The following is a 21,365-nucleotide window of genomic DNA, read 5'->3' as shown; positions in this document are numbered from 1 at the left end:
GTGTTCCGCACAGCGGGTATACGTACCGGTGCGGAGGGTGTTCACGCGGCGGGACTTGCCTGGCGAGTGACGACAAAGGGCCGCTCAGGAGGTTCGATGCCTCCCGAGCGGCCCTTCGGCAACGCGGCGGTGAATCAGAAGTTGGGCTGCACGTACAGGTCGTACGCCCAGGGGATCGCGTTGGAGGGGTAGCACATCCACCCGTCCCAGTCCCCGGCGATGCGGCCGTGGTGGCCGCTGATCCCGCATTCCTCTTGGTTCGGGTACGTCTTGAAGTACTCGTAGTCCGAGGCCTGCGCCGCTCCCGCGGTCGCGGCGCTGATCGAGGCGAAGGCCGCGACAGCGGCTCCGGCGACGGCAAGCCGCCGCAAGGTGTTCTTCATGTTTCCCCAGTGTCTCAACTCGATGATCCAGAAACCGAACGGCCGGAGAGTATCGGACATTTCACCGCTTCGTGGGCGAATCCCGAACATGATCGAAGTCCGCTCCTGGACGTCAGATGCCTGCCCAGGCCGCCAGCATCACGCGTGCGATCGACGAGTTCCCGGGCAGCACCAGCTGCCGCGTACCACCGGCGATCGGGGTCGGCACGGCGCCGGCGTTCCGCAGCTGGCTGTTCGCGAAAGCGGCCCGCACTTCCGCGCGCGAAACCCAGAACGCCTCTTCGATCTCGCCCTCCGCGGGCACGATCGTCGAGGAGATGTCGGCCCGCGCGGTGAAGCCGAGCATGATCGACCGCGGGAACGGCCACGGCTGGCTGCCGAGATAGCGGATGTCGCGCACGTCGACGCCGACCTCTTCGCGGATCTCCCGTTCGACACAGCCTTCGAGCGACTCGCCCGCCTCGACGAAACCGGCGAGGATCGAGTACCGGTCCGGCGGCCAGATCGGCTGCCGGGCCAGGAGGACGTGCTCGCCGTTGACACCGGCGTCGTCGTGCACGAGGCAGATCACCGCCGGGTCGGTGCGCGGGTACTCCTCACGGCCGCAGCCGGTGCACCTGCTCGCCCAGCCCAGCTGGACGACCTCGGTCGGGCTCCCGCAACGCGTGCAGAACTTCGCCTGCCGTCGCCAGGCCTGCAACGCCTGCGCGGTGGTGAACAGCCCGGCCGACGTGTCGTCGAGCAGGTCGCCGTAACCGCGCAGGTCGACCCAGATCTCGCCATCGCGGCGAGGGACCTCTTCGACGACACCCCAGCTGCCCGCCATTTCGACGGTCTCGGTCTCCCCGGCGGGGCGGCCGGGCAGCGACCAGTAGTCGATGCCCTGCCACTCCCCGAGGAACACCGCGTCGGCGGGCGGCTCGGTGCCGACGTCCTGCGTCTTGCGGGTCGCGAGCGTGCCGGAACCCTCCATCACCGGGGTGCGCGCGTGCTCGTCGAGCAGGACGACCCTCGCGTTCGGCCAGCGCTCGGCGAGCCGGTCCGGGTTGGTGCGCAAGGATTCCTGACGGTCCGCCGTGGAGCGCGAAAGCGTCGGGAGCGCACCCAACTCGAACGGTGTCTCCATCAGGAGGACTCCCCGACCGTCACGTCGCCCAACGCCTCCAGTTTCGGCGCGAGGACGTCGGCGTCACCGACGACGACCCCGGTGAACCGCTTGGGCGCGAAGAACTCCAGCGCGGCGTTCGCGACGTCTTCGGCGGTGACCGCGGCGAGCCGTGCCGGGTGCTCCCTGAGCCACTCGACGCCCAGCCCGGTCGCGGCGAGCGCGGCCAGCTGTGCGGCGAGCCCGCCCTGCGAAGACGCGGACGTGACCAGCGAGCCGATCGCGTACTGCCGCACCGACTCGACCTCGTCGGCGGTCGGCGGCACGAGACCGAGCCTGGCCAGCTCGTACCGGGTCTCCATGAGCGCGGCCGCGGTGGCGTCGGTCGCGGTGTCCGCGTCGACGTTCACCACGGCGGTCTGGTCGGTGAACTCGAATCCGGAGTGCGCGCTGTAGGTGTAACCCTTGTCCTCACGGATGTTCTCGACCAGCCGCGACGAGAAGTACCCGCCGTACACGAGGTTCGCCAGCTGCAGTGCCGGGTACCGCGGGTCCGTGCGCGACACGGTCTGCGCGGACAGCCGGATCTGCGACTGCACGGCACCGGCCCGCGGCACAAGCAGGACGTTGCCCCCGGTGAGCTCGGGCAGCGGCGGCAGGCGGACGGCGGAGCGGTCCGAAGCCCAGCCGCCGAACGCCTTCTCCAGGTCGCCGATGACGGTCTCCGGGTCGATGTCGCCGACGATCACCAGCACGGATCCCCGCGGCAGCACCGAAGCCCGGTGCAGCGCGCGAACCTGTTCCGGCGTCACGACGGCCACGTCTTCGGCCTGCGGGACCTCCCGCACCGCGGGGTGGTCGCCGTAGCGGTGCTTCTGCAGTGCCTCGCGGGCGATCGTCCTCGGCTGCGTGCGGGAGACGGCGATCCGCTCGATGAGGCGCTCGCGTTCCCGCTCGACCTCGGCGTCCGCGTACGAAGCGCCGGTGAGCGCGTCGGCGAGGACGTCGAGCATCGTCGGCAGGCCGTCGGCCAGCGAGGTGCCGGTGATGGCGAGCCGCTCCGGGTCGACACCGGACGCGAGGTCGCCGCCGATCAGCGCCAGGTCGGCGTCGATCTCGATGCGGTCGCGGCGGGCGGTGCCGGTCAGCAGGGTCTCGGCCAGCACCTCGGCGGTGGCCGGGTGCAGTTTGCCGTCACCGGCGAACGGGATCCACACCCGCAGTTCGACCAGCGGCACGGTGGGCTTGCGGACGGCGAGCACCCGCAACCCGTTGCTCAGCGTGGTGTCCACATGGGACAGATCGGCGGCGGCGCGCTGCGTCCCCAGCGGCGGGACCGGCCGCGGCCCGGCGGCCGTGCGGCCGATCTCCTCGGCGGTGCGGTGCGGTGCGCTCACTGCTCGGTACCTTCCTGGTCTGAAGATCCACTACCCGGGCGGACGACGAGCACGGCGCGCGAATCCGGCCGCAGCGCCTTCGCCGCCGCCGAAACGGCCTCCCCGGTGACCGCCGAGATCTTCTCGGCGAGCCGGTACACCAGCGACGCGTCGCCGTACAGCAGCTCGAAAGAGCCGAGCGCGAGCGTCCGGGACACCAGCTTGTCGTGCTCGGAGTGCAGGCTCGCGGCCCACCGCGCGGTGACCTTCTTGATCTCCTGGTCACCCGGCGGCGTGGCCGCCAGCTTCTCCAGTTCCTCGTCCAGCGCGGTGAGGACCTGGTCGGTGCTCACGTCCGGCGGGTGGATCGCGGTGATGGTGAAGGTGTCCGGGTCACGGGCTTCGAACGGGCCGAACAGCCCGGCGCCCGCGCCGATGTCGACGACCAGCGGCTCGCGGTGCACCAGACGCTGCTGGAGCCGGGAACCGTCGCCGTCGGTCAGCACGCCGGCGAGCACGAGGTTCGCCAGGTAGCCGTCGAGGTCGTTGATCGGATCCGGCATGCGGTAGCCGACGCCGACCGCGGGCAGCGGGGCGTGCGGGTCCACCTGCTCGCCGCGCAGCTCGCCCTCGGGGGCGGGCTCGGCGAACGAGGGACGCTCGGGCGCGGGCCGGTGCGGCACGTCGCCGAAATGCTTCTCGATCAGCTCGCGGGCCTGCTCGACGGTGAAGTCACCGGCGACGGTCAGCACCGCGTTCGCGGGCGAGTAGTAGGTGTCGAAGAAGGCCGCGCAATCGTCCAGGGTGGCCTGTTCGAGATCCTCGAAACCGCCGTAACCGTTGTGCGCGTTGGGGAACGTGGAATACAGCACCGGCGGGAGGGTGATCCACGGGAACCCGCCGTACGGCCGGTTCAGCACGTTGAGGCGGATCTCCTCCTTGACCACGTCGATCTGGTTGGCCAGGTTCTCCTGCGTCAGCTTCGGCGCCCGCATCCTGTCCGCTTCGAGGAACAGGGCGCGCTCGAGAGCCGCGGCGGGGAGGACCTCGAAGTAGTCCGTGTAGTCCGGATGGGTGGAGCCGTTGAAGCTGCCACCACTCGACTGGACGTGCCGGAAGTGCGCGAGCTTCTCCAGGCTCTCGCTCCCCTGGAACATCAAATGCTCGAAGAGGTGCGCGAAACCGGTGCGCCCTTCGGGCTCGGAACGGAAGCCCACGTCGTAGTGGACGCTGACACCCACCACCGGAGCGGTCGAGTCGGGCGCGAGCACCACGCGCAGACCGTTGTCGAGGGTGAATCGGACAAGCTCGGGATCGGCCATGCGCACCACCCTACGGGCTACTCAGGCCTCCAGGCGACGACCCTGGCGGGTCGCGGCGAAGGTTCCCACGAGTGCGGCGGTGAAGTCGCTCACCCGCGCGACGTCCGCCTCGTCGTCGCCTTCCTTGCCACACCAGTAGATCTTGGGCGGCCCCTTCAGCCCGGCGAATCCGGCGACCCAGCTTTCTTGTTCGCCGAGAGCGAGCGCGTACGGCAGCGCCCGCGAGAGGAGCACCTCGCGTTCGAGCTTCGGGACGGCCGCCGCCTTGGTCTCCAGAAGCGCGTCACGGACGCCGAGCAGCCGCCGGTGCAGTGTGACGCCGGCCCCGGTGCGCGCCGGGAGCCACCGGGCGGCGACGGCCAGCACCGCGCCCGCGGCGATGACGATCAGCCCGAGCTGGGCGTAGCCGACGGTCAAGGCCAGCAGGACGGTGAGGAACAGCCCGTAGAAGCAGGCGCGCAGGCCGATGCCGGTGAGCCTGCCGGGCAGTCGCGAGTACCAGCGGCGTTCGACGACGCTGTCGTCCAGCGCGTCTCGCACCGTTTCGATCCCCACCCGTGCGGACTGGAGCTCCGACAGCAGCACCGACTCCCGCCCGTCCGGCAGCAGGACGTCGAACACCGCGCGTTCGCAGGCGGTCAGCTGCTCGTCCGGCGGATTGCGGCGGACGAGCCGCCAGCCGGTCAGCTCGCCGGGCTCCTCGGTCACCCAGAGGTAGTTCCGGACCGCGAGGTCGACGACCGTCGCGGCCAGGTCGACGGCGTCGGCGCGCCCCGTGAGCACGGTCCCGACCTGTCCGGGCAACACGCCATCGGGTGACGAGAACGCGGCCTGGTCGTCCTTCCCGGTGAGCAGCCGGACCGGGAGCGCGTCGCCCGGGTGCCGGTCGCGCCTTCGCAGCAGGGCCAGCGCCACGGCGGCCACGACCAGCGCGAGCGCGAAGCCGCCCCAAGCCCAGCCGACCGGAGAGGTGAGCACGAACGCTCCGGCGAAGGTCTTCGACGGCTCCAGCCGCGCGTTGGCCGGGACGGTGCCGCCGGGCAACTCGACCGAGACGTCCATCCGCTGCCCGGCCGCGAGATTCTGCTGACTGAACCGGGTCAGCCCGGAATGCGCGATCTGGGCGGTCCCGCAGTGCGCGCGCGAACCTTCGGGCCCGGCGTAGCAGGTGACCGCGTTCGGGATGGACGGCGCGGCGAAGCTCGCGCGCACGAGTTCGAGCCGGGCGTCCCAGCCGCCAGCGACCTGCCAGCCGACGCGCACCAGGCCGTCCGCTTCGGTGACCGCACCGTCCACTGTGTACCGGACGATCGAGGTGCCACCCCTGAGCTTGACGGTGAACTCGTCTTCGGTCAGCTCGGAGTTGCCCGCGCCCTCGATGACGACGTCGCGGATGCCGATGATCCGGTCACGGTCGTGCGGGGCCGCCGTGCGGAGCGGGATCCGGCGGGTCATCGTCGCCTCGCTCGGCACGGACACCGCCTCGACGACCGAGAGGGCGCCGTCGCGTTCCACCTTGAGCGAGATCTCCGCGCTGTTGGGCAGCGAAGGCAGCTGCGGTTCGCCCTGCGCTCCCGCCGGTGCCGCGCCCAGCACCAGCAGAACGAGCGCCAACACCACGCAATTCGGCACCAGCTTGCGATAGTTGCGCGCGCAAGGATCGCAAGCCGGTGCCGAATCGCGAGTCTTCATGATCAGGCGGGGACCGGTTCCGGGCGGAGCGAGCGCAGGTGCCCGGATTCGGCGAGCAGACCGTCCAAAGCGGACAGGAAAGACGGAAGGTGCGCGGCGAACCGGCGCAGATCCCGATCGCCTTCGAGGCCGCCGAACCAGTACAGCCCGGCCGAGCCGTCCGCCGACGGGTCGAGCCCCTCGAACGTGCGGAGCCAGTGCTCGGTGCCGCCGAGCACGATGGCGTACGGCAGCGACCGGGAGAACACCAGTTCCCGGTCCGCCACGGGGATATCGGCGACGTTGACGGTGTGCAGGTACTCGAGCAGGCCACGCACCTGGCCGACCAGCCGCCTGCCGCGGGAAGTCCGCGGCGGGACCCACGAGGCGCCCAGCAACGCGGCGACCCCGGCGAGCACGACCGCCACGCCGAGCAGCGCGTGCCCGGCCGTGAAGGTCAGGACGACGGTGCCCACGAGACCGAGCGCGACCAGGCCGATACCCGCCAACGCGAGCTTGCTCCTGCCCTTGTCCGGACGGCGGGAGAACCAGCCCTTGCGCACGACGTCGGCGTACATCGCCTCGCCGGCGACGCGGAGGTCGACGGTGCCGCGGCCGCGGAGTTCCGACAGCAGCACGGAATCGGCGCCCTCGGGGAGGAGCGCGGTGTAGATCTCGCGTTCGAAGGCGACGAGGTGCTCGTCGGGCGCGTTGCGGCGGGTGATCTGCCAGTCGACCGTGCCCGCGCCGCGGACCTCGGCGATCCACAGGTAGTTGCGGACCGCGAGGTCGACCACCGTTCCGCTGACGTCCACGACGTCGACCGTCTCGTCGACGACCGTGCCGACCTGGCCGGGCAGGACACCGTCGGGCGAGGCGAAGGAGACCCGATCACCGTCTCGCATGAGGACGTCGACCGGACCGGTGCCCGCGGTGAGCGCGCCTTTGTCGCGACGTCGCAGCAACCACACGGCGAGCGCGCCGAGGATCAGGAACAACGCCAGCGCCCCGAAACCGAGACCGGCGACGGTGGTGAGGGCGAACGCCCCGCCGACCGAGGCGATCTGTTCGAACCGCGCGTTCGCGGGCACCGTGCCCGCCGGAAGCCCGACGGCGAGGTCGACCCGTTCGCCCGCCGCGAGTTTGTCCTGCTCGACGCGGACGACGCCGCTGTGGTCGATCTCCGCGAGCGAACACTGCCTGTCCGAGCCGAGCGGCCCGGCGAAACAGTCCACTGTGGGCGTTTCCTGCGTCGGCGCGCTGAACGAAGCGGACACGCGGGACAGTTCGCCGTCCCAGCCGCTCGCCACCTGCCAGCGCACCTGCTGCGCGCCGTTGACGTCCGCGACCGCTCCGTCCACTTTGTACTTGAGGGTGGCCGCGCCGCCGTCGAAGGTGGCGACCAGCTGCTCACCGTTCGACTCGGCCTTCCCCGCGCCCTCGACCGAGACGTCACGGACGCCGTAGACGCGGTCCTGCTCTTCACCGGCGGGAACCTTCAACGGAATCCGGCGCACCAGGTGCTGTCCACCCGGGACGGTCACCTGCTCGGTGATCGACACCGAACCGTCGCGTTCCACCTTCACCGAGACGGCCGCGGCCGCGCCGCTCGGCGGCTGGAGCAGCCCGAGCTGGCCGCGTGCGCCGATCGGCGGCGGCTTCGGCAACTGCGGCGCGTTCGTCAGCGAAGGGCCCGCTTCGGGCGCCTCCGGAACCTTCGTATCCGACGGCGGGGCCATCAAGGCCGAGCTCGCCGCGACGGCCAAGACCGCCGTCCCCCATTTCGTCAACACAGCCACACACCTTAGGGCAGCCGATCTATGCTGACCGCCGAAACGCCGAATCCGCCACCTGGGCGAACGGCGTTGCCGAACCGCATGGGGGATCCACTCGATGAACCAGCAGCCGCCCGGCGCGCCTGATCCGCGGCGCCGGCCGACTCCGCCACCGACGCCACCGACGCACGGTGGCCGCCCGCTCCCGCCACCCGGAGCGCGGCCACTGCCGCCACAAGGTGGCCGTCCGCTTCCGCCGCCGGGCGCGCGTCCGCTGCCACCGCAAGGCGGCCGCCCGCTCCCGCCACCCGGCGCACGGCCACTGCCGCCGCGCGGTGGTCCGGGCCCCGTCCCGCCCGGCCGCCCAGGGCAACCGCCGGTCTCCCGGCCGACGCCGGTCCCGCCGCCGTTCCGGCCGGGTCCGCCGAGCGGCGGGATGCCGCTGCCCCCGCCGGGCGCGGCCCCGCTGCCGCCGCCACGGATGGGCGCACCGGTCCCGTTCCGGCCCGGCCCGGTCGGCCCGCCGCAGCTTCCGTACGGCCCGCGTTTCGCTCAGCCCGCGTTCACCCCGTACGGCGGATATCACGCCAAGAAGTCGAACGGCGGGGTGATCGCGGCGGTCGCGATCGTCGCCGTGATGGCGGTCATGGGCGGATTGCTGATGGTCGTCACCATCGCGAACGGCGACTCGCGTCACACCGCGGATGTCGGATACTCCAGTTATTCGACGACGTCCTCTTCGGACTACACGACGACCACGTCCAGCGACACGTCGACCGAGACGAGCACCCGTTCACGCGATTCGACCGCCTCGCGCGAAACGTCGGGGGGCTCGACCCGGGAGACCTCGGCCAGCCGTGCCCCGTCCGGTCCGCAACCGCAGTACAAGCTGGCGGACAACCCCCTGTGGCTCGATTCCCAAGTCGGCCTGCCGAACCAGCCGTGCAACCTCTCGCGCTGGGCGAACAACCCGGAAGCTGCCGCGGCGTTCTTCGAAAGCGCGCGGCCGTGCCTGGACAGCGTCTGGCAGCAGGTCATGAACTACACGAAACTGCCGTTCCGGGTCCCGACCGTGAAGTACCCGTCCGGCAAGAACTGGTCGAGCCCCTGCGGCGACGCCGGCAACGGTTCGGTGGCGGCGTTCTACTGCTCGCAGAACGAGACGCTTTACATGCCGTACGAAGGCCTTCAGGTCCCGCAGTACGGCAACCGGCCCGGGGTCTATCTGGCCCTCTACGCCCATGAGTACGCGCACCACATCCAGGCGCTCTCCGGTATCTCGAAGGCCTACTGGGACGCACGGTACGAAGCGGGCACCGACTCGGCGGCGGGCCTGGAGATGTCGCGGCGCAACGAACTTTCGGCGCAGTGCCTGTCCGGGACGTTCCTGGGCTCGACCGTCGGCCGCGGCGGCTCGGTCGACCAGGCGATGTACCGCGACGCCTGGCAGACCCAGGACCGCGGCGACCACAACGGCGGCCCGCGCGACCACGGCTCCGACGCGCACGCCGTCTCGTGGTGGCAGCACGGCGCGCAGAAGAACCGGCTGTTCCAGTGCAACACGTGGGCGGCCAAGCCGGCCGACGTCTCCTGACCCGCTCGGGTTTCGCCCGGCTCGGTCCGTGAAGGACTCCTTGAGGGACTCTGGGTCCCTCAAGGAGTCCTTCACGGACTTCTGCAACGCGACCTTTCGGCACTGTGGCACCGCCGGCAGCGTGTAAAGGCACGTCGGCGCAAGTCCGTGAGGGCCTCCTTCCCTACTCTCAGGGTAGGGAAGGAGGCCCTCACGGACTTCTGCGTAGGTCAGCTGGGCGGCGTGAAGGGGTTCTCCGGGACCGGGTCCGGGGGAGGCTGCGGCTGCGCGATCGGCTGCGTCGCAGGCGCAACAGGTGCCACAGGCGCGAAAGGCCGCACCACCGGCGGCCCGTACTGAACCGCCGGTTGCAGCTTCGCCTGGTCCCGCTGCCGCCGCTCCGCCAGCACCGCCGACAGGTACGCCCACGACGGCACCCCCGGCGGCACCGGCGCCCCGATCACCGAAGCGACCTGCTGCGCGAGCCCGTACCCGAGGGCTTCGACCGCTTCGGGGCGAAGCTCGCTCGTACGGCTCAAGTACTGCCGGACGGCCAGCGCGAGGTCGTTCGGCAGCCGGGTCAGATCCAGCTGCGAAGCCCAGTACGCCAGCTGCGGCGGCATCCCGACGTACGGCGTGCGGGAGGCGGGCATGCGTTCCCGGATCACCAGGGTGCCGGCGAGGTAGTCGCCGACGCGGCGGCCGTTGGGCGACAGCAGCGACGTGACCACGGCCACGACGCCGAGCATGCCCAGCGCCCAGAAGTCGACGAAGAATCCCGCGAGCCCGCGGACCAGCGCGTGCCGGAACCGGACCGGGCCGCCGTCGGTGCGGACCACCCGCAGGCCGAGCGCCATCTTCCCGAGGGTGCGGCCGCGGGTCAGTGTCTCGCAGATCACCGGGTAGCCGACCATGATCAGCACGAGGGTCACCAGGAACAGGGTCAGCGCCAGCGCCTCGTCCCCGAACGCGGCGACCTGGCTCAAGACCAGCATCGCGACGACCAGCGCGATCAGCTGGAGGGCGACGTCGAGCATCATGGCGAGCCCGCGGCTGGCCAGTTTCGCCGCGCGCACGTCCAGGACGACGGCCTCGCCGGTGACGAGTTCGGACTCTTGTTCCACCTGGCAAGCGTAGTGACGAATAGGCTGGGCGACCAAGGACGATCGCCGGGAGGGCTCCGAGTTGGACGTGGACGTGTTCGTCGCCGCGCATCAGGCCGAATGGAACCGGCTGCGTGACCTCGTCGGCCGCGCCGGGAAACTCAGCGGCCCGGACGCCGACGAGCTGGTGACGCTGTACCAGCGCGTCGCGACGCATCTTTCGATCATCCGCTCGGTCGCGCCCGATCCGGTGCTCGTCGCGCAGCTGTCCGGTCTGGTCGCGAAGGCCCGCTCGGCCGTCACCGGTTCGCACAGTCCCGCCTGGCGTGAGGTCGGGCTGTTCTTCACGCAGCGGTTCCCGGCGGCGCTGTACCTGAGCAGGCGTTGGTGGCTGGCGTCGGCGGCCGCGTCGATCGCGGTGATGGCGATCGCGGCGGTGTGGATCGCGGGCGACCCGCAGGTGCTCGCGTCGCTGGCCTCGCCCGAGGAGTTCAAGGACCTGACCGCGCCGGGCGGGAAGTACGAGACGTATTACTCGTCCGACCCCGCGGGGTCCTTCGCCGCGCGCGTCTGGACGAACAACGCGTGGGTGGCCGCGACCTGCCTGTTCCTGGGCGTGGTGCTGGGGCTCCCGGTGATCTACGCGCTCTGGGCGAACTCGCTGAACCTCGCGATCGGCGCGGCGCTGATGTCCTCGGCCGGACGGCTCGACGTGTTCTTCGGCCTGATCCTGCCGCACGGCCTGCTGGAGCTGACCGCGGTGTTCGTCGCAGCCGGGACGGGTTTGAAGCTCGGCTGGACGGTCATCGATCCGGGACGCCGGTCCCGGACGGCCGCGCTCGGCGAGCAGGGGCGGTCGGTCGTGGTGATGGCGCTGGGGCTGACCGTGGTCCTGCTGATCTCCGGCGTGATCGAGGGTTTCGTGACGCCGTCGGGCTTGCCGACCTGGGCCCGCATCGGCATCGGAGTGATCGCCGAGGTGGCGTTCCTACTCTACGTGTTCGTGGTCGGGCGCCGGGCCGCGAAAGCGGGCGAAGTGGGTGACGTCGACTGGCGATACGCTGGAGATTCTCGACCTGAAGCCGGCTGAACTGGTTAGCTCCTCCCATGGGGAGAAAACGGTTACGCGTTCTGGCGATCGTCGTCCTGTCCGTGCTCGCCTCGACGCTCCTCGTGGGCGCGTCCCAGGCGCGGACCGGGTCCGCGCCGTCGGGCAAACAGAACTGGGTGGTGAGCGTCGGCGGATTCCGCACCGACGCCGACCGCAACTACATCCGCCTCGGCTACCTCGTGTTCAACCCGGCCGACAACACCGTCGCGCACAACTTCTGGACCTGGAACCAGGCGGATTTCCCCGCCCCGGTCAACAGCGGCGACGTCTATTACTGCGGCGACTGGGCGCCGGGCTCCAATCCCCGCAACAACTGCCCGATCAAGACCGCGCCGGGCTTCACCGGTGAACCGAACGGCCACTTCACCGGCACCTATGCCGAGAACTCCGGGCAGGTGGCCATCACCTGGACGAAGAGCACCGTCAACGGCACCACGACGACCGTGAATCTCGCGGAGACGTGGGCGGTCTCGGAATCCCGGCCGGGCCTGGGCCGAATGCGGCTGGTGAGTGACGACTACTCGATCACCAGCGGCATCGCCTACGGCAGCAACGCCTCGCTCGCGCAGACCAGCAAGGCCCCGATGAGTTCGATCCGCGCGACCCAGCGGTCGTACCTGCTCGAAGGGCAAGGGGTGAACCGCCGCGCGATCACCGACTGGACCAGGGGCAGCAGTGGTGCCCTCGGTGTCGGTCCCGGGTGGAACAAATGCGATGACGGCTCGTGCCTGGGGTTCGTGCAGTACGACTCCGGCTGCGCCCCGACCTCCTGCTGCCTCCCGGGCGCCGGATACGAGGCGTGCGCGCAGAAGATCATCGACACCGGCGACAGGCGGTTCTACTACCTGAGCGATGCCTTCGGCGGACGGCGCAACAGTTACGAGTTCTGGTGCGAATGCCTGTCCTACAACGGTTGCTACCTCGGCAACAGTCACGTCCGCCCGCTGCTGCAGGTGATCGACGACGCGGGGGCGTTCCAGGGCTGGGTCGGCGCCGAGGTCAGCCCCGACCGGAGCGGTACGCGGGATCCCTTTGGCGAGTATTACTCGATTTTCGCTCTGGTCGCCTAAGTGAGCGGCAATGAGGTTCTCTTGAGGTGAGGCAAGGGTGGCAGGTTGCGAAAGCCCCGCGACCCGCGACACCTTCGCGTCACCCCTCGACTCCCGCGCAGTGCCGGTCGAAATCCATCGGTTCCTCCTGATGATCGGTTCACCAGGGGCCGGAGCCGTCGACATCAGAGCCGTCCGGCCGCCTTCAGCGCGAGATACCGGTCGGCCAGCCGCGGCGGCAGGTCCTCGGGGACGGCGTCGACGACCTCGACACCGTGCCGCGCCAGCCGCGCGGTGACCTGGCGCCGTTCGGCCAGCACCCGCTCGGCCGCGGCCGCGTCGTAGACGGCTTCCGCGTCGCCGCGGCCCGCCGCCATCTCGGCGACCCGCGGATCCGCCACCGAAGCGATCATCAGCTGGTGTCGCGAGGTCAGCTTGGACAGCACCGGGAACAGGCCTTCTTCCAGCGGCGCCGCGTCGAGCCCGGTCAGCAGGACGACCAATGCGCGCCGCCGGGTCCGCCGCAGCGCCTCCGCGATCATGCCGCGCGCGTCGGTCTCGACCAGTGACGATTCGAGCGGCGCCATCGCGTTCACCAAGGCGGGCAACAAGTCGCTCGAACCCTGGACCGCGGCGTGGACTTGCCGGTCGTAGGCGAGGAGGTCGACGCGGTCGCCCGCCCGCGCGGCGAGCACGGCCAGCAGCAGGGCCGCGTCCATCGCCGCGTCCAGCCGCGGCGCGTCCCCGACCCGGCCCGCCGAAACGCGGCCGGTGTCGAGCACCAGCACCACGTGCCGGTCGCGTTCGGGGCGCCAGGTCCGCACCATGACGTCGGACGCGCGCGCCGAAGCCCGCCAGTCGATCGACCGGACGTCGTCGCCGATCACGTACTCGCGCAGGGAGTCGAATTCCGTGCCCTGGCCCCGGATCAGCACGGCGTTGCGGCCGTCGAGCTGTTGCAGCCGCGCCAGCCGCGACGGCAGATGTTTGCGGCTGTGGAACGGCGGCAGCACCCGCACGGTCCACGGCACGTCGTGCGAACCCTGCCGGGCGGCGAGCCCCAGCGGGCCTGTCGATCGGACGGTGACCCTGGCCGCCGTCCGGTCGCCGCGCCGGGTCGGCAGGAGCCGGGTGGTCACGACGCGGCGTTCGCCCGCCGGCAGCGTCAAACGATGCCTGTCGTCCGCGCCGGCGCTGGGCGGCCAGGCGTCCCGCAGCCAAGCGCGTACCGGACGGCCACCGGGATTGGCCAAGGTCAGCGTGACCTCGCACGCCTCCCCCAGCCGCACGGACGTCGCGCCGGACCGCGCGAATTCCAGCCGCCGCACACTCCCGGCGAGCAGGAGATCCAGCGCCACCAACAGGAACAGCACCGCGGCGGCCAGCCCGATCCCGGCCAACGAGGGCAGCAGGAGACCGACCACCGGCGCCGCGAGGAGCGCCAGCAGCCCGAGCCGCCCGGTGACGGCCATCAGCGCGGAACGGGCACGGACGCGAGGACGCGGTCCAGCACACCGTCGGCGGTCGCGCCTTCGAGTTCGGCCTCGGGCCGCAGATCGAGCCGGTGCCGCAAAGACGGCCGTGCCAAGGCTTTGACGTCGTCCGGGGTGGCGTAGTCGCGCCCGGCGAGCCACGCCCACGCCTTGCTCGCGGCGAGCAGCGCGGTCGCGCCACGCGGCGAAACGCCGAGCCGCACGGACGGCAGCGACCGCGTCGCCCGGCAGACGTCCACGATGTAGGCGAGCACCTCGGGGCGCACGGTGACCCCGGCGACCGCGCGCCGGGCGGCGTCGAGCTGGGCGACCCCGGCGACCGGGGCGATCCCCGCCGCGCCGAGGTTTCGCGGGTCGAAACCCTGCGCGTGCCGGGAAAGGATGCCGAATTCGTCCTCACGGGACGGCATCGGCATGGTCAGCTTCAACAGGAAGCGGTCGAGCTGCGCCTCGGGCAACGGGTACGTGCCTTCGTATTCGACCGGGTTCTGTGTCGCGATGACGATGAACGGATCGGGCAGCGGCCGCGTCTTGCCGTCACTGGAGACCTGACGCTCCTCCATCGCTTCCAGCAGCGAAGACTGCGTTTTCGGCGGAGTGCGGTTGATTTCGTCGGCCAGCAGCAGGTTCGTGAACACCGGGCCCTCGCGGAACGAGAACTCGCCGCTGTGCGCGTCGTAGACGATCGAGCCGGTGATGTCGCCCGGCATGAGGTCCGGCGTGAACTGCACCCGGGTGGTCTCCAGCTCCAGTGCCGCGGCCAAAGCCCGCACCAGCAACGTCTTGGCCACGCCGGGAACGCCTTCGAGCAGCACATGTCCCCGGCACAGCAACGCGATGATGAGTCCGGTGACGGCCGCGTCGTTGCCCACCACGGCCTTCCCGACCTCGGCCCGCAGGGCGATCAGCGCCGCCCGTGCTTCGGCCGCACCATCCACCGTGCCCTGCTCGGACTGTTCGGTACTCAAGACCGCTCCACCTCTCGTTCCACGACATCGAGTCCGTCCGCCAGCCGCACCAGGGCGGCGTCATCCGCGGGCGGGTCCCCGTACAACAGCGCGCCGATCTCGGCCGGCGCCCGGCCGGTCCGCACGGCGACGGAGTCCACCAGCGCCGCGGGTTCGGCGTCACGAGTGAGCCCCAGCAACGGCCGGAGCCGCGCGCGGGCCGCCTCGCGCAGGGTCTCCCCGGCGTGCGCGGCGGCCTTCGCCTTGCGGTACAACCTCGCCCGTCCTTCGGTGGCCTCGGCCGCGCGCACCACGACCGGGATCGGTTCGGTCACCACCTGGCCCAGTCGCCGCGAGCGCCACAGTGCCAGCAGCACCACCGCGATCCCGGCCTGCAACGCCGCGTACGACCAGCCAGCCGGGATCAGTTCGGACAGCGGCTTCTTCTCCGCTTCGAGCGAAGGATCCGCCGGCGTCGGCAGATACCAGACCAGCCGTTCGTGCTTCCCGAGCAACCGCATCGCGAGCGCCGCGTTGCCCTCGTTGGCGAGCGCTTCGTTGGTCAACGGCTCGGGGCCACCGAGTACGGTGACCGTTCCTTCCGGACCGGGTACTTCGAGATACGAGCCGCCGTAGCATTCCTGCGCTCGCGGCTGCGTGGCCGTGTACTTCAAGCCGCCCATCGTCGCGCTGCCCGCCGCGACGGGATCCGCGGCCTGGCAGTCCGGGGCGCGGGTCTCGGTTTCGAGCTGACCGGTCGACCGCACACCGGGGAGGATCTCCTCGACCGTGGCAGAACTCGGCCGCACCAGCACGACGTGCTTGGCGCTCCGCCGGATTTCGGCGAAGGTGTTTTTGGGCAGATACGCGGGCTGGGTGATCAAGACGGTCGCGTCCCTCGCGACACCCTTGGCCGCGGCGGCGGTGCGCACGACCGGGATCTTGACGCCTTCCCGTTCCAGCAAGGTCGCCAGCGCACGGCTGCCACCGGGCTCGTAGGACCCCGGTTCGAGCGCGCCGGTGGTCTGCTCGCCCTGGACGAGCACGAGCAGCGTCCCGGTCAGCACGAGCATGAGGACGACCGCGAGCGGCAACCGCACCCCGCGCCAGATCCGGCGGGCGTCGGGCGAAACCGAGGTCATCCGGCCGCCAAGGCGACCGGCCTGGCACGACGGCAGCGTTCGTCCAGTTCGGACAGTGACCGGTAGCCGGCCTCGATGGCCGGGATGCCGCCGTAGTGGACGTCGTCGAACAGACGGGCGCCGGCGCGCAAGGCCACGGCGACGTCGGGGAGCAGCCGTCCGGCTTCGATGGCGGCCTCGTCGGCGGTCCGGCCGGATTTCTCGTCCAGCAACGCCCGTTCCTCCAAAGACCGCACCACGGCACGGAAGAGCTCACGGACGGCGTCGTCGAAGTCACCCCGCGACGCGGCCTCCTCGGCCGCCTTGCGATGTTCGCCGGAAGCCTTGCGCTGCCCGGCGAACACGGCGCGGCCGCTCTTGGCCGACGCCGCCAAGGGACCGGACTTCAGCCGGATCACCACGACCACGACGATCACCACGACGACCAGCAGTACCACGGCGAAGATCCCGCCGGGCACGGCGCTGTCGACGGATTCGAGGACGCCGAACAGCTTTTCGAGCACCCAGCTGAACGCCTGGGACAGCCAGTTCGGCTTCGCGGCCTGATAAGCCTGACCCGCGAGCTCCTCGGCGGCACGCAGCCGGGCGGTGTCCCGGTCGATGTCGACCGGGACCTCGGAGAGGAAACGCGTCACCATGCCTGCGGCGGGGGCGGCGTCGCGATCCCGGCCGCGCGGGCCAGTTCGATGTCCATGCCCTCACGGCGCATCCGCTGATCGATGTAGAGGATCACGGTCACCAGCGCGGAGAACGGGCCGACGATCGTCTGCGCGATCACCGTGCCCACCGACTGCAGGATCAGGTCACCGGTCGAGGGGATGTACACCTGCTCGGGATCGGTGAACAGGGTCATGAACGCGCCGAAGCTGAACGGCATCGTGATGATCATCGCCAGGAACGCCGAGATCACGGCGGCCAGCAGCAGGATCCCGAAGATCCGCCAGAACATCCCCGAGACCAGCTTCGCCGACCGGCGGAACGCCTCCCGCACGGTGCCGCGTTCCAGCAGCAGCGCCGGGCTGGCCAGCGCCCAGAAGGTGAAGGGGATGATCGCGGGCACGAAACAGAAGATCGCCGCGACCATGATCGCCAGCGTGTAGAGCACGGTCAGCCCGAGCAGCGGCAGCAGCCGTCCCGCCGCCTCCTTCACCGCCTCCTTGAAGACGATCGGCTTGCCCAGTGCGGCCTTGCCCATCAAGACGGTCAGGAACCCGGTGAGCAGCGTGGTCCCGATCATCGTGGCGATCAGGCTGACGAAACTCGCCGCCAACGATCCGCCCAGCATGTCCAGCGTCTGGTTCAGCAGTTCCTGATCGGTGGCCGCCGGGCCGAGATCGCGGAGCCGCTCGAGGTCCTCGGTCGTGTCGACCAGCAGGTACCCGATCAGGTCGATGGCCGCGGTCAGCACGGCGGTCACGGCGGCGGCGCCGAAGACCATCCGCCAGTACCGGCGCATGGTCGTGACCGCGCCGTCGAGGATGTCGGTGAGGTTCAGCGGGCGCAGCGGGATGACCCCGGGCCTGCCGAGACCGACCTTCCAGTTCGGATACTGCTGCTGTTGCTGCGGCGGCTGGTAGGACGGCAGCGGCGGCGGCGTGGCCCCGGACGGGGACTGCCACTGCTGCTCAGGCGCCGGTGACGGCGGCACTTCCCCCCGCGGCGGTGTCGGCATGTCCGCCTGCGGCGATGTCGGTTCGGCCGCCTTCGGCTGTGCCGGTTTGCCCGGAGTCTCGGTACCTTCCGGCCCGGACGGTCCGCCGGTCTCCGTCATGCGACAGCCCCTCTACCCGTTCACGTTGCTTACGCCCACTCTTCCAGAGGGTCCGACACCCGGCCAGAGCTGGGGTGACGACACTGATGGGTGACCACTCACCTCATGCTGGATACCCTCTGCAGCCGAGCTGTGGGAAGGGACACCGTTAGCTCGTTATGCTGAACATCGGGCCGGGTACCCCCGGTTCGCCCCTAGAACCACCGGGACCGACTTGATGACGCAACCGCCCCACGGCCAGTGGCCGCCACGCGGCGCCGTCCAGCCACCGCCGGTGCACGGCCAGCCCCCTGCCCAGTGGCACGGCGCGCCGCACCACTTCCCGCCGCCACCACCGCGCCGGCGGTCCGTGGGCGCGATCGTCGGCATCTGCCTCGGCGCGGTCGCCGTACTGGTCCTCGGCCTCGTCGCGATCATCTCACTCAATCGTGACGGCACCGATCACGTAGCGAACGCGGGCTATTCGACCCTGCCGAACCCGACTTCCCCGGCCGCGTTGCCGCCGAGCGGGTCTTCTTCGCCGTCGTCCTCGACGAACCCGTTCCCGTCGTCGCCGTCCAAGGCGCCGTCGTCGAGCGGGCCGCAGAAGATCCTCAAACTCGGCGACCACCCGATCCTCCAGGACCCGAACGCGGGCTTGCAGAACCGGGTCTGCACGCTGCCGCAGTGGCAGAGCAGCCAGCAGGCCGCGGAGGCGTTCTTCACCGCGGCGGGCAAATGCCTCGACAACGCGTGGGGACCGTTCCTCGACGCCTACGACCTGCCGTTCACCCCGCCCGCGCTGCACTTCCCCACCGGGGCCAGCTTCGAAACCGAATGCGGCACGATCCAGGTGGGCATCGCGACGGCGGCGTACTACTGCGAGAACAACCTCTACGTGCCGTTCCGCGGCCTTCAGACCGACCAGTACGGCAACAACCCCGGCGTCTACCTCGCCCTTTTCGCGCACGAGTACGGGCATCACGTGCAGGAGGTCGCCGGGCTGATGGACGCCGCCTGGCAGAAGATCTACGACGCGGGCCAGAACAGCCCCGCCGGGCTGGAGATGTCACGGCGCAAGGAACTCCAGGCGCAGTGCTTCTCCGGGATGTTCCTCGGCGCGCACGTCGACCAGGGCGGCACGGTCAGCCGGGACATGTACAACAAGGCATGGAACGACCAGGAGACCCGGGGCGACAACACCTCGCGCAGCCAGGACCACGGGACTAACGCGCATTACGCGTCCTGGTGGCGGGCGGGCGCGAGCAACAACCGGATCGCCGACTGCAACACCTTCTCGGCGCCGGGGAGCGCCGTTTCCTGACCTGTAGTGCGGCGGGCGTCCCAAGCGTGTCCGGAGCCGGATCACGCGAGATCGCCGTCCAATCACGCGAGTTCGCGGGATCAGGCCGTCGCGAGCCTCCGCGGCCCGCGCAACACCAGGTAGACGTACATCCCGCCGGCGAAGCAGCTGAACACCAGCAGCGCCATCCCGAGCGGCCGCCGCGCGTCGCTGGCTCCCGCGGTCGCGTCGGCCGCGTGCACCGAGACGCCGTCGCCCGAAGCCCCGTCCGGGACGACGACCTCGAGGCGCTCGCCCTTGCCGTGTCCGCAGCCGTTGAGCGAGCCCTCCATCGGCTTGCCGCCGAATTCGAACTTGACCTTCTCGGTCGCGCCGCCGCCCGTGCAGGGCGCGGGCTCGACGACCTCCGCCCGCACGGTCGTCCCCCGGGGCTCGTTCGTGATGCCGAACAGCCCCGGCCCGGCGAACCAGGCCAGAAAGATCACCAGCAGGCCGGCACCGGCCGCCACGGCCAGGGAGTTCCACCCCGGGGTGAGCCCTCTGGCGGGGTCCGATCGCTTGCGCACGAACGCCATGCTCCCAGAACCCGGCGCCAAAACACAGGAGCCCTCTTTGTCCAGAGGGCGTGATACCAGCGGCAGAACAGAGGAGCCCTCTTGTCCAGAGGGCGTGATAGCAAAGGTCCCCCGCTACCGCTCGATCGTCTCCGCGGAGGTCACCTTCCGGATGTAGAGCAGCTTGTCGCCCGGCTCGATGGCGTCGGCCTGCGGGGCGTCCACGCGGTACAGCACGCCGTCGCGGACGACACCCAGCACAATGTCCGGCAGATGCCGCGGCGAACCGCCCTCTTCGGAGGGCTCAACTGGGCGTTCGGCGATCGCGAGACCGGACTCGGGGGTGAGCAGGTCCTCGACCATGTCGACCACCAGCGGCGTCGACGTCGCCATGCCGAGCAGCCGCCCCGCGGTCTCGCTCGACACCACGACCTGGTTCGCGCCCGACTGCTTGAGCAGGTGGACGTTTTCCGCTTCGCGCACCGACGCCACGATGTGGGCCTTCGGCGCCAGCTCGCGCGCGGTCAGCGTGACCAGCACCGCGGTGTCGTCCCGGTTCGGGGCGACGACGACGGCCTTGGCCCGCTGCACGCCGGCGACCCGCAGCACGTCGGCGCGGGTGGCCGAGCCGTGCACGGTCACCAGGCCGAGCGAGGTGGCCGCTTCCAGGGCCTGCTGGTCGGTATCGACGACGACGATGTGGTCGGGTTCGACGTTCTCGTCCCCGAGCAGCGCGTTGACCGCCGACCGGCCCTTCGTGCCGAATCCGACGACGACCGTGTGGTCACGCACCTTCGTCCTCCACTTTTGGATCTTGAAAGCCTGCCGAGAGCGCTCGGTGAGCACTTCGAGGGTGGTACCGACCAGGACGATGAGGAAGAGCACGCGCAGCGGGGTGATCACCAGGACGTTCACCAGCCGAGCGGACGACGTCGCGGGCGCGATGTCACCGTATCCCGTCGTCGACAGCGACACTGTCGCGTAATAGAGGCTGTCGAGAAGGCTGAGCCCGTCGCCGTTGGCGTCGCGGTAGCCGTCCCGGTCGAAGTAGACGATCAGGACGGTCGCGAGCAGGGCGAGCATCGCGCCGATGATCCGTTTGAGAATCGACCGCAGCGGGCTGACCGTCAGTTCCGGCATGCGGATCACGCCGACGAGCTCGTGGTCCGGGCGGTCGCTCAGCCGGACCGGGAAACGCTTGAGAACCCTCATGCACAGGCTCCGGCCTGGTCCGCGTCACTCACGGTCGGGAGGATAGCCGAAGATCCTGACGTTGAGCGCGGTATGCGAAGCTCAGGGCATGTCTTCGGATTCCAAGCCGTCTCAGCGGCCCGCGTATTTCCTCGCCGGCCTGCTCGGCGCGGCCGGTGTGCTGCACTTCGCCCAGCCGAAGCCCTTCGACGCCATCATCCCGAAGCAGCTCCCGGGCTCCCCTCGGGCATGGACCTACGGCTCCGGCGTGGCCGAGCTGGGCGTCGCCGCCGCGATCGCCGCGCCGAAGACACGGCGACTCGGCGGGCTCGCGGCCGCGCTGCTGTTCGTCGTGGTCCTGCCGGGGAACGTGAAGATGGCCGTCGACGCCGACCGCCGCAAGGCGCCGAAGCACTGGCGGGCGGCGTTCTGGGCCCGCGTCCCGCTCCAGATCCCGCTGGTGACCTGGGCCCTGAAGGTGCGCGACCGCGCCTGACTCCCTGACCCCGCAATTCGT

Annotated in this window: 19 protein-coding genes; 5 read left to right on the top strand and 14 right to left on the bottom strand. The window is 70.5% G+C overall.

All coding sequences use genetic code 11. The annotated features are described in order from the left end of the window. Positions 1-134 precede the first annotated feature (134 nt). The 6 genes from ACIHAO_RS40095 to ACIHAO_RS40070 form a co-directional block, all read right to left on the bottom strand. Positions 135-383 (bottom strand): hypothetical protein, encoded by a 249-nt coding sequence (locus tag ACIHAO_RS40095; protein ID WP_396567070.1) that lies wholly within the window; start codon positions 381-383, stop codon positions 135-137. Positions 384-495: 112 nt separating this feature from the next. Continuing rightward, positions 496-1,509: an NAD(+) diphosphatase gene (gene nudC / locus ACIHAO_RS40090; protein WP_396567068.1), complete on the bottom strand. Its 1,014-nt coding sequence runs from the start codon at positions 1,507-1,509 to the stop codon at positions 496-498. Continuing rightward, positions 1,509-2,885 carry a M16 family metallopeptidase gene (locus ACIHAO_RS40085; RefSeq protein WP_396567066.1) on the bottom strand — a complete coding sequence of 459 codons (1,377 nt, stop codon included), beginning with the start codon at positions 2,883-2,885 and terminating at the stop codon, positions 1,509-1,511. The genes nudC and ACIHAO_RS40085 overlap by 1 nt, the downstream gene beginning before the upstream one ends. Then, positions 2,882-4,186 (bottom strand): M16 family metallopeptidase, encoded by a 1,305-nt coding sequence (locus tag ACIHAO_RS40080; protein ID WP_396567064.1) that lies wholly within the window; start codon positions 4,184-4,186, stop codon positions 2,882-2,884. The genes ACIHAO_RS40085 and ACIHAO_RS40080 overlap by 4 nt, the downstream gene beginning before the upstream one ends. A gap of 21 nt (positions 4,187-4,207) precedes the next feature. Further along, on the bottom strand, positions 4,208-5,803 hold the full coding sequence (locus ACIHAO_RS40075) for a DUF2207 family protein (RefSeq protein WP_396567062.1): 1,596 nt from the start codon (positions 5,801-5,803) through the stop codon (positions 4,208-4,210). 77 nt (positions 5,804-5,880) lie between these two features. Continuing rightward, positions 5,881-7,650: a DUF2207 domain-containing protein gene (locus ACIHAO_RS40070; RefSeq protein WP_396567060.1), complete on the bottom strand. Its 1,770-nt coding sequence runs from the start codon at positions 7,648-7,650 to the stop codon at positions 5,881-5,883. 100 nt (positions 7,651-7,750) lie between these two features. On the opposite strand from ACIHAO_RS40070, the gene ACIHAO_RS40065 reads away from it, so the two are divergent. Further along, complete coding sequence (locus ACIHAO_RS40065; RefSeq protein WP_396567058.1) at positions 7,751-9,226, top strand: neutral zinc metallopeptidase; 1,476 nt, start codon at positions 7,751-7,753, stop codon at positions 9,224-9,226. Positions 9,227-9,435: 209 nt separating this feature from the next. Here ACIHAO_RS40065 and ACIHAO_RS40060 read toward each other — a convergent pair whose 3' ends face one another. After that, positions 9,436-10,329: an RDD family protein gene (locus tag ACIHAO_RS40060; RefSeq protein ID WP_396567056.1), complete on the bottom strand. Its 894-nt coding sequence runs from the start codon at positions 10,327-10,329 to the stop codon at positions 9,436-9,438. 61 nt (positions 10,330-10,390) lie between these two features. Between ACIHAO_RS40060 and ACIHAO_RS40055 the strand changes: the two genes are divergently transcribed. Both ACIHAO_RS40055 and ACIHAO_RS40050 read left to right on the top strand, forming a co-directional pair. Beyond that, entirely contained in the window at positions 10,391-11,398 is a 1,008-nt protein-coding gene (locus ACIHAO_RS40055) for a stage II sporulation protein M (RefSeq protein WP_396567054.1), read from the top strand. 17 nt (positions 11,399-11,415) lie between these two features. Then, positions 11,416-12,489, top strand: a complete 1,074-nt coding sequence (locus ACIHAO_RS40050; protein WP_396567052.1) for a hypothetical protein — start codon at positions 11,416-11,418, stop codon at positions 12,487-12,489. A 164-nt stretch (positions 12,490-12,653) separates the two neighbouring features. On the opposite strand, the gene ACIHAO_RS40045 is transcribed toward ACIHAO_RS40050, so the two are convergent. The 5 genes from ACIHAO_RS40045 to ACIHAO_RS40025 are packed head-to-tail and all read right to left on the bottom strand — an operon-like array spanning position 12,654 to position 17,821. Beyond that, a complete protein-coding gene (locus ACIHAO_RS40045) occupies positions 12,654-13,940 on the bottom strand; it encodes a DUF58 domain-containing protein (protein WP_396567050.1) in 1,287 nt (428 codons plus the stop codon). Then, entirely contained in the window at positions 13,940-14,899 is a 960-nt protein-coding gene (locus tag ACIHAO_RS40040; protein WP_396567084.1) for an AAA family ATPase, read from the bottom strand. The genes ACIHAO_RS40045 and ACIHAO_RS40040 overlap by 1 nt, the downstream gene beginning before the upstream one ends. Before the next feature lie 26 nt (positions 14,900-14,925). Then, positions 14,926-16,050 carry a DUF4350 domain-containing protein gene (locus ACIHAO_RS40035; RefSeq protein ID WP_396567048.1) on the bottom strand — a complete coding sequence of 375 codons (1,125 nt, stop codon included), beginning with the start codon at positions 16,048-16,050 and terminating at the stop codon, positions 14,926-14,928. Then, positions 16,047-16,688: a DUF4129 domain-containing protein gene (locus ACIHAO_RS40030; protein ID WP_396567046.1), complete on the bottom strand. Its 642-nt coding sequence runs from the start codon at positions 16,686-16,688 to the stop codon at positions 16,047-16,049. Before ACIHAO_RS40030 ends, ACIHAO_RS40035 begins: the two co-directional genes overlap by 4 nt. Continuing rightward, positions 16,682-17,821, bottom strand: coding sequence for a hypothetical protein (locus tag ACIHAO_RS40025; RefSeq protein ID WP_396567044.1), 1,140 nt, complete (start codon positions 17,819-17,821; stop codon positions 16,682-16,684). The genes ACIHAO_RS40030 and ACIHAO_RS40025 overlap by 7 nt, the downstream gene beginning before the upstream one ends. A 217-nt stretch (positions 17,822-18,038) precedes the next feature. Between ACIHAO_RS40025 and ACIHAO_RS40020 the strand changes: the two genes are divergently transcribed. Then, entirely contained in the window at positions 18,039-19,124 is a 1,086-nt protein-coding gene (locus tag ACIHAO_RS40020; RefSeq protein WP_396567042.1) for a neutral zinc metallopeptidase, read from the top strand. 80 nt (positions 19,125-19,204) lie between these two features. On the opposite strand, the gene ACIHAO_RS40015 is transcribed toward ACIHAO_RS40020, so the two are convergent. Together ACIHAO_RS40015 and ACIHAO_RS40010 are read right to left on the bottom strand one after the other, a co-directional pair. Beyond that, entirely contained in the window at positions 19,205-19,612 is a 408-nt protein-coding gene (locus ACIHAO_RS40015) for a hypothetical protein (protein WP_125796760.1), read from the bottom strand. Between the two features lie 180 nt (positions 19,613-19,792). Then, positions 19,793-20,869: a potassium channel family protein gene (locus ACIHAO_RS40010; protein ID WP_396567040.1), complete on the bottom strand. Its 1,077-nt coding sequence runs from the start codon at positions 20,867-20,869 to the stop codon at positions 19,793-19,795. A gap of 88 nt (positions 20,870-20,957) precedes the next feature. Between ACIHAO_RS40010 and ACIHAO_RS40005 the strand changes: the two genes are divergently transcribed. After that, the gene (locus ACIHAO_RS40005) at positions 20,958-21,344 is read left to right on the top strand and encodes a MauE/DoxX family redox-associated membrane protein (RefSeq protein WP_125781025.1); all 387 of its coding nucleotides are present in this window, start codon (positions 20,958-20,960) and stop codon (positions 21,342-21,344) included. Positions 21,345-21,365: the final 21 nt, after the last annotated feature.

The organism is Amycolatopsis sp. NPDC052450, assembly GCF_044547565.1.
In the GTDB taxonomy this organism is placed as follows: Bacteria; Actinomycetota; Actinomycetes; order Mycobacteriales; family Pseudonocardiaceae; genus Amycolatopsis.
Note: the sequence above shows the minus strand (reverse complement) of the source record. Positions and strands in the feature narration are given on the sequence as shown.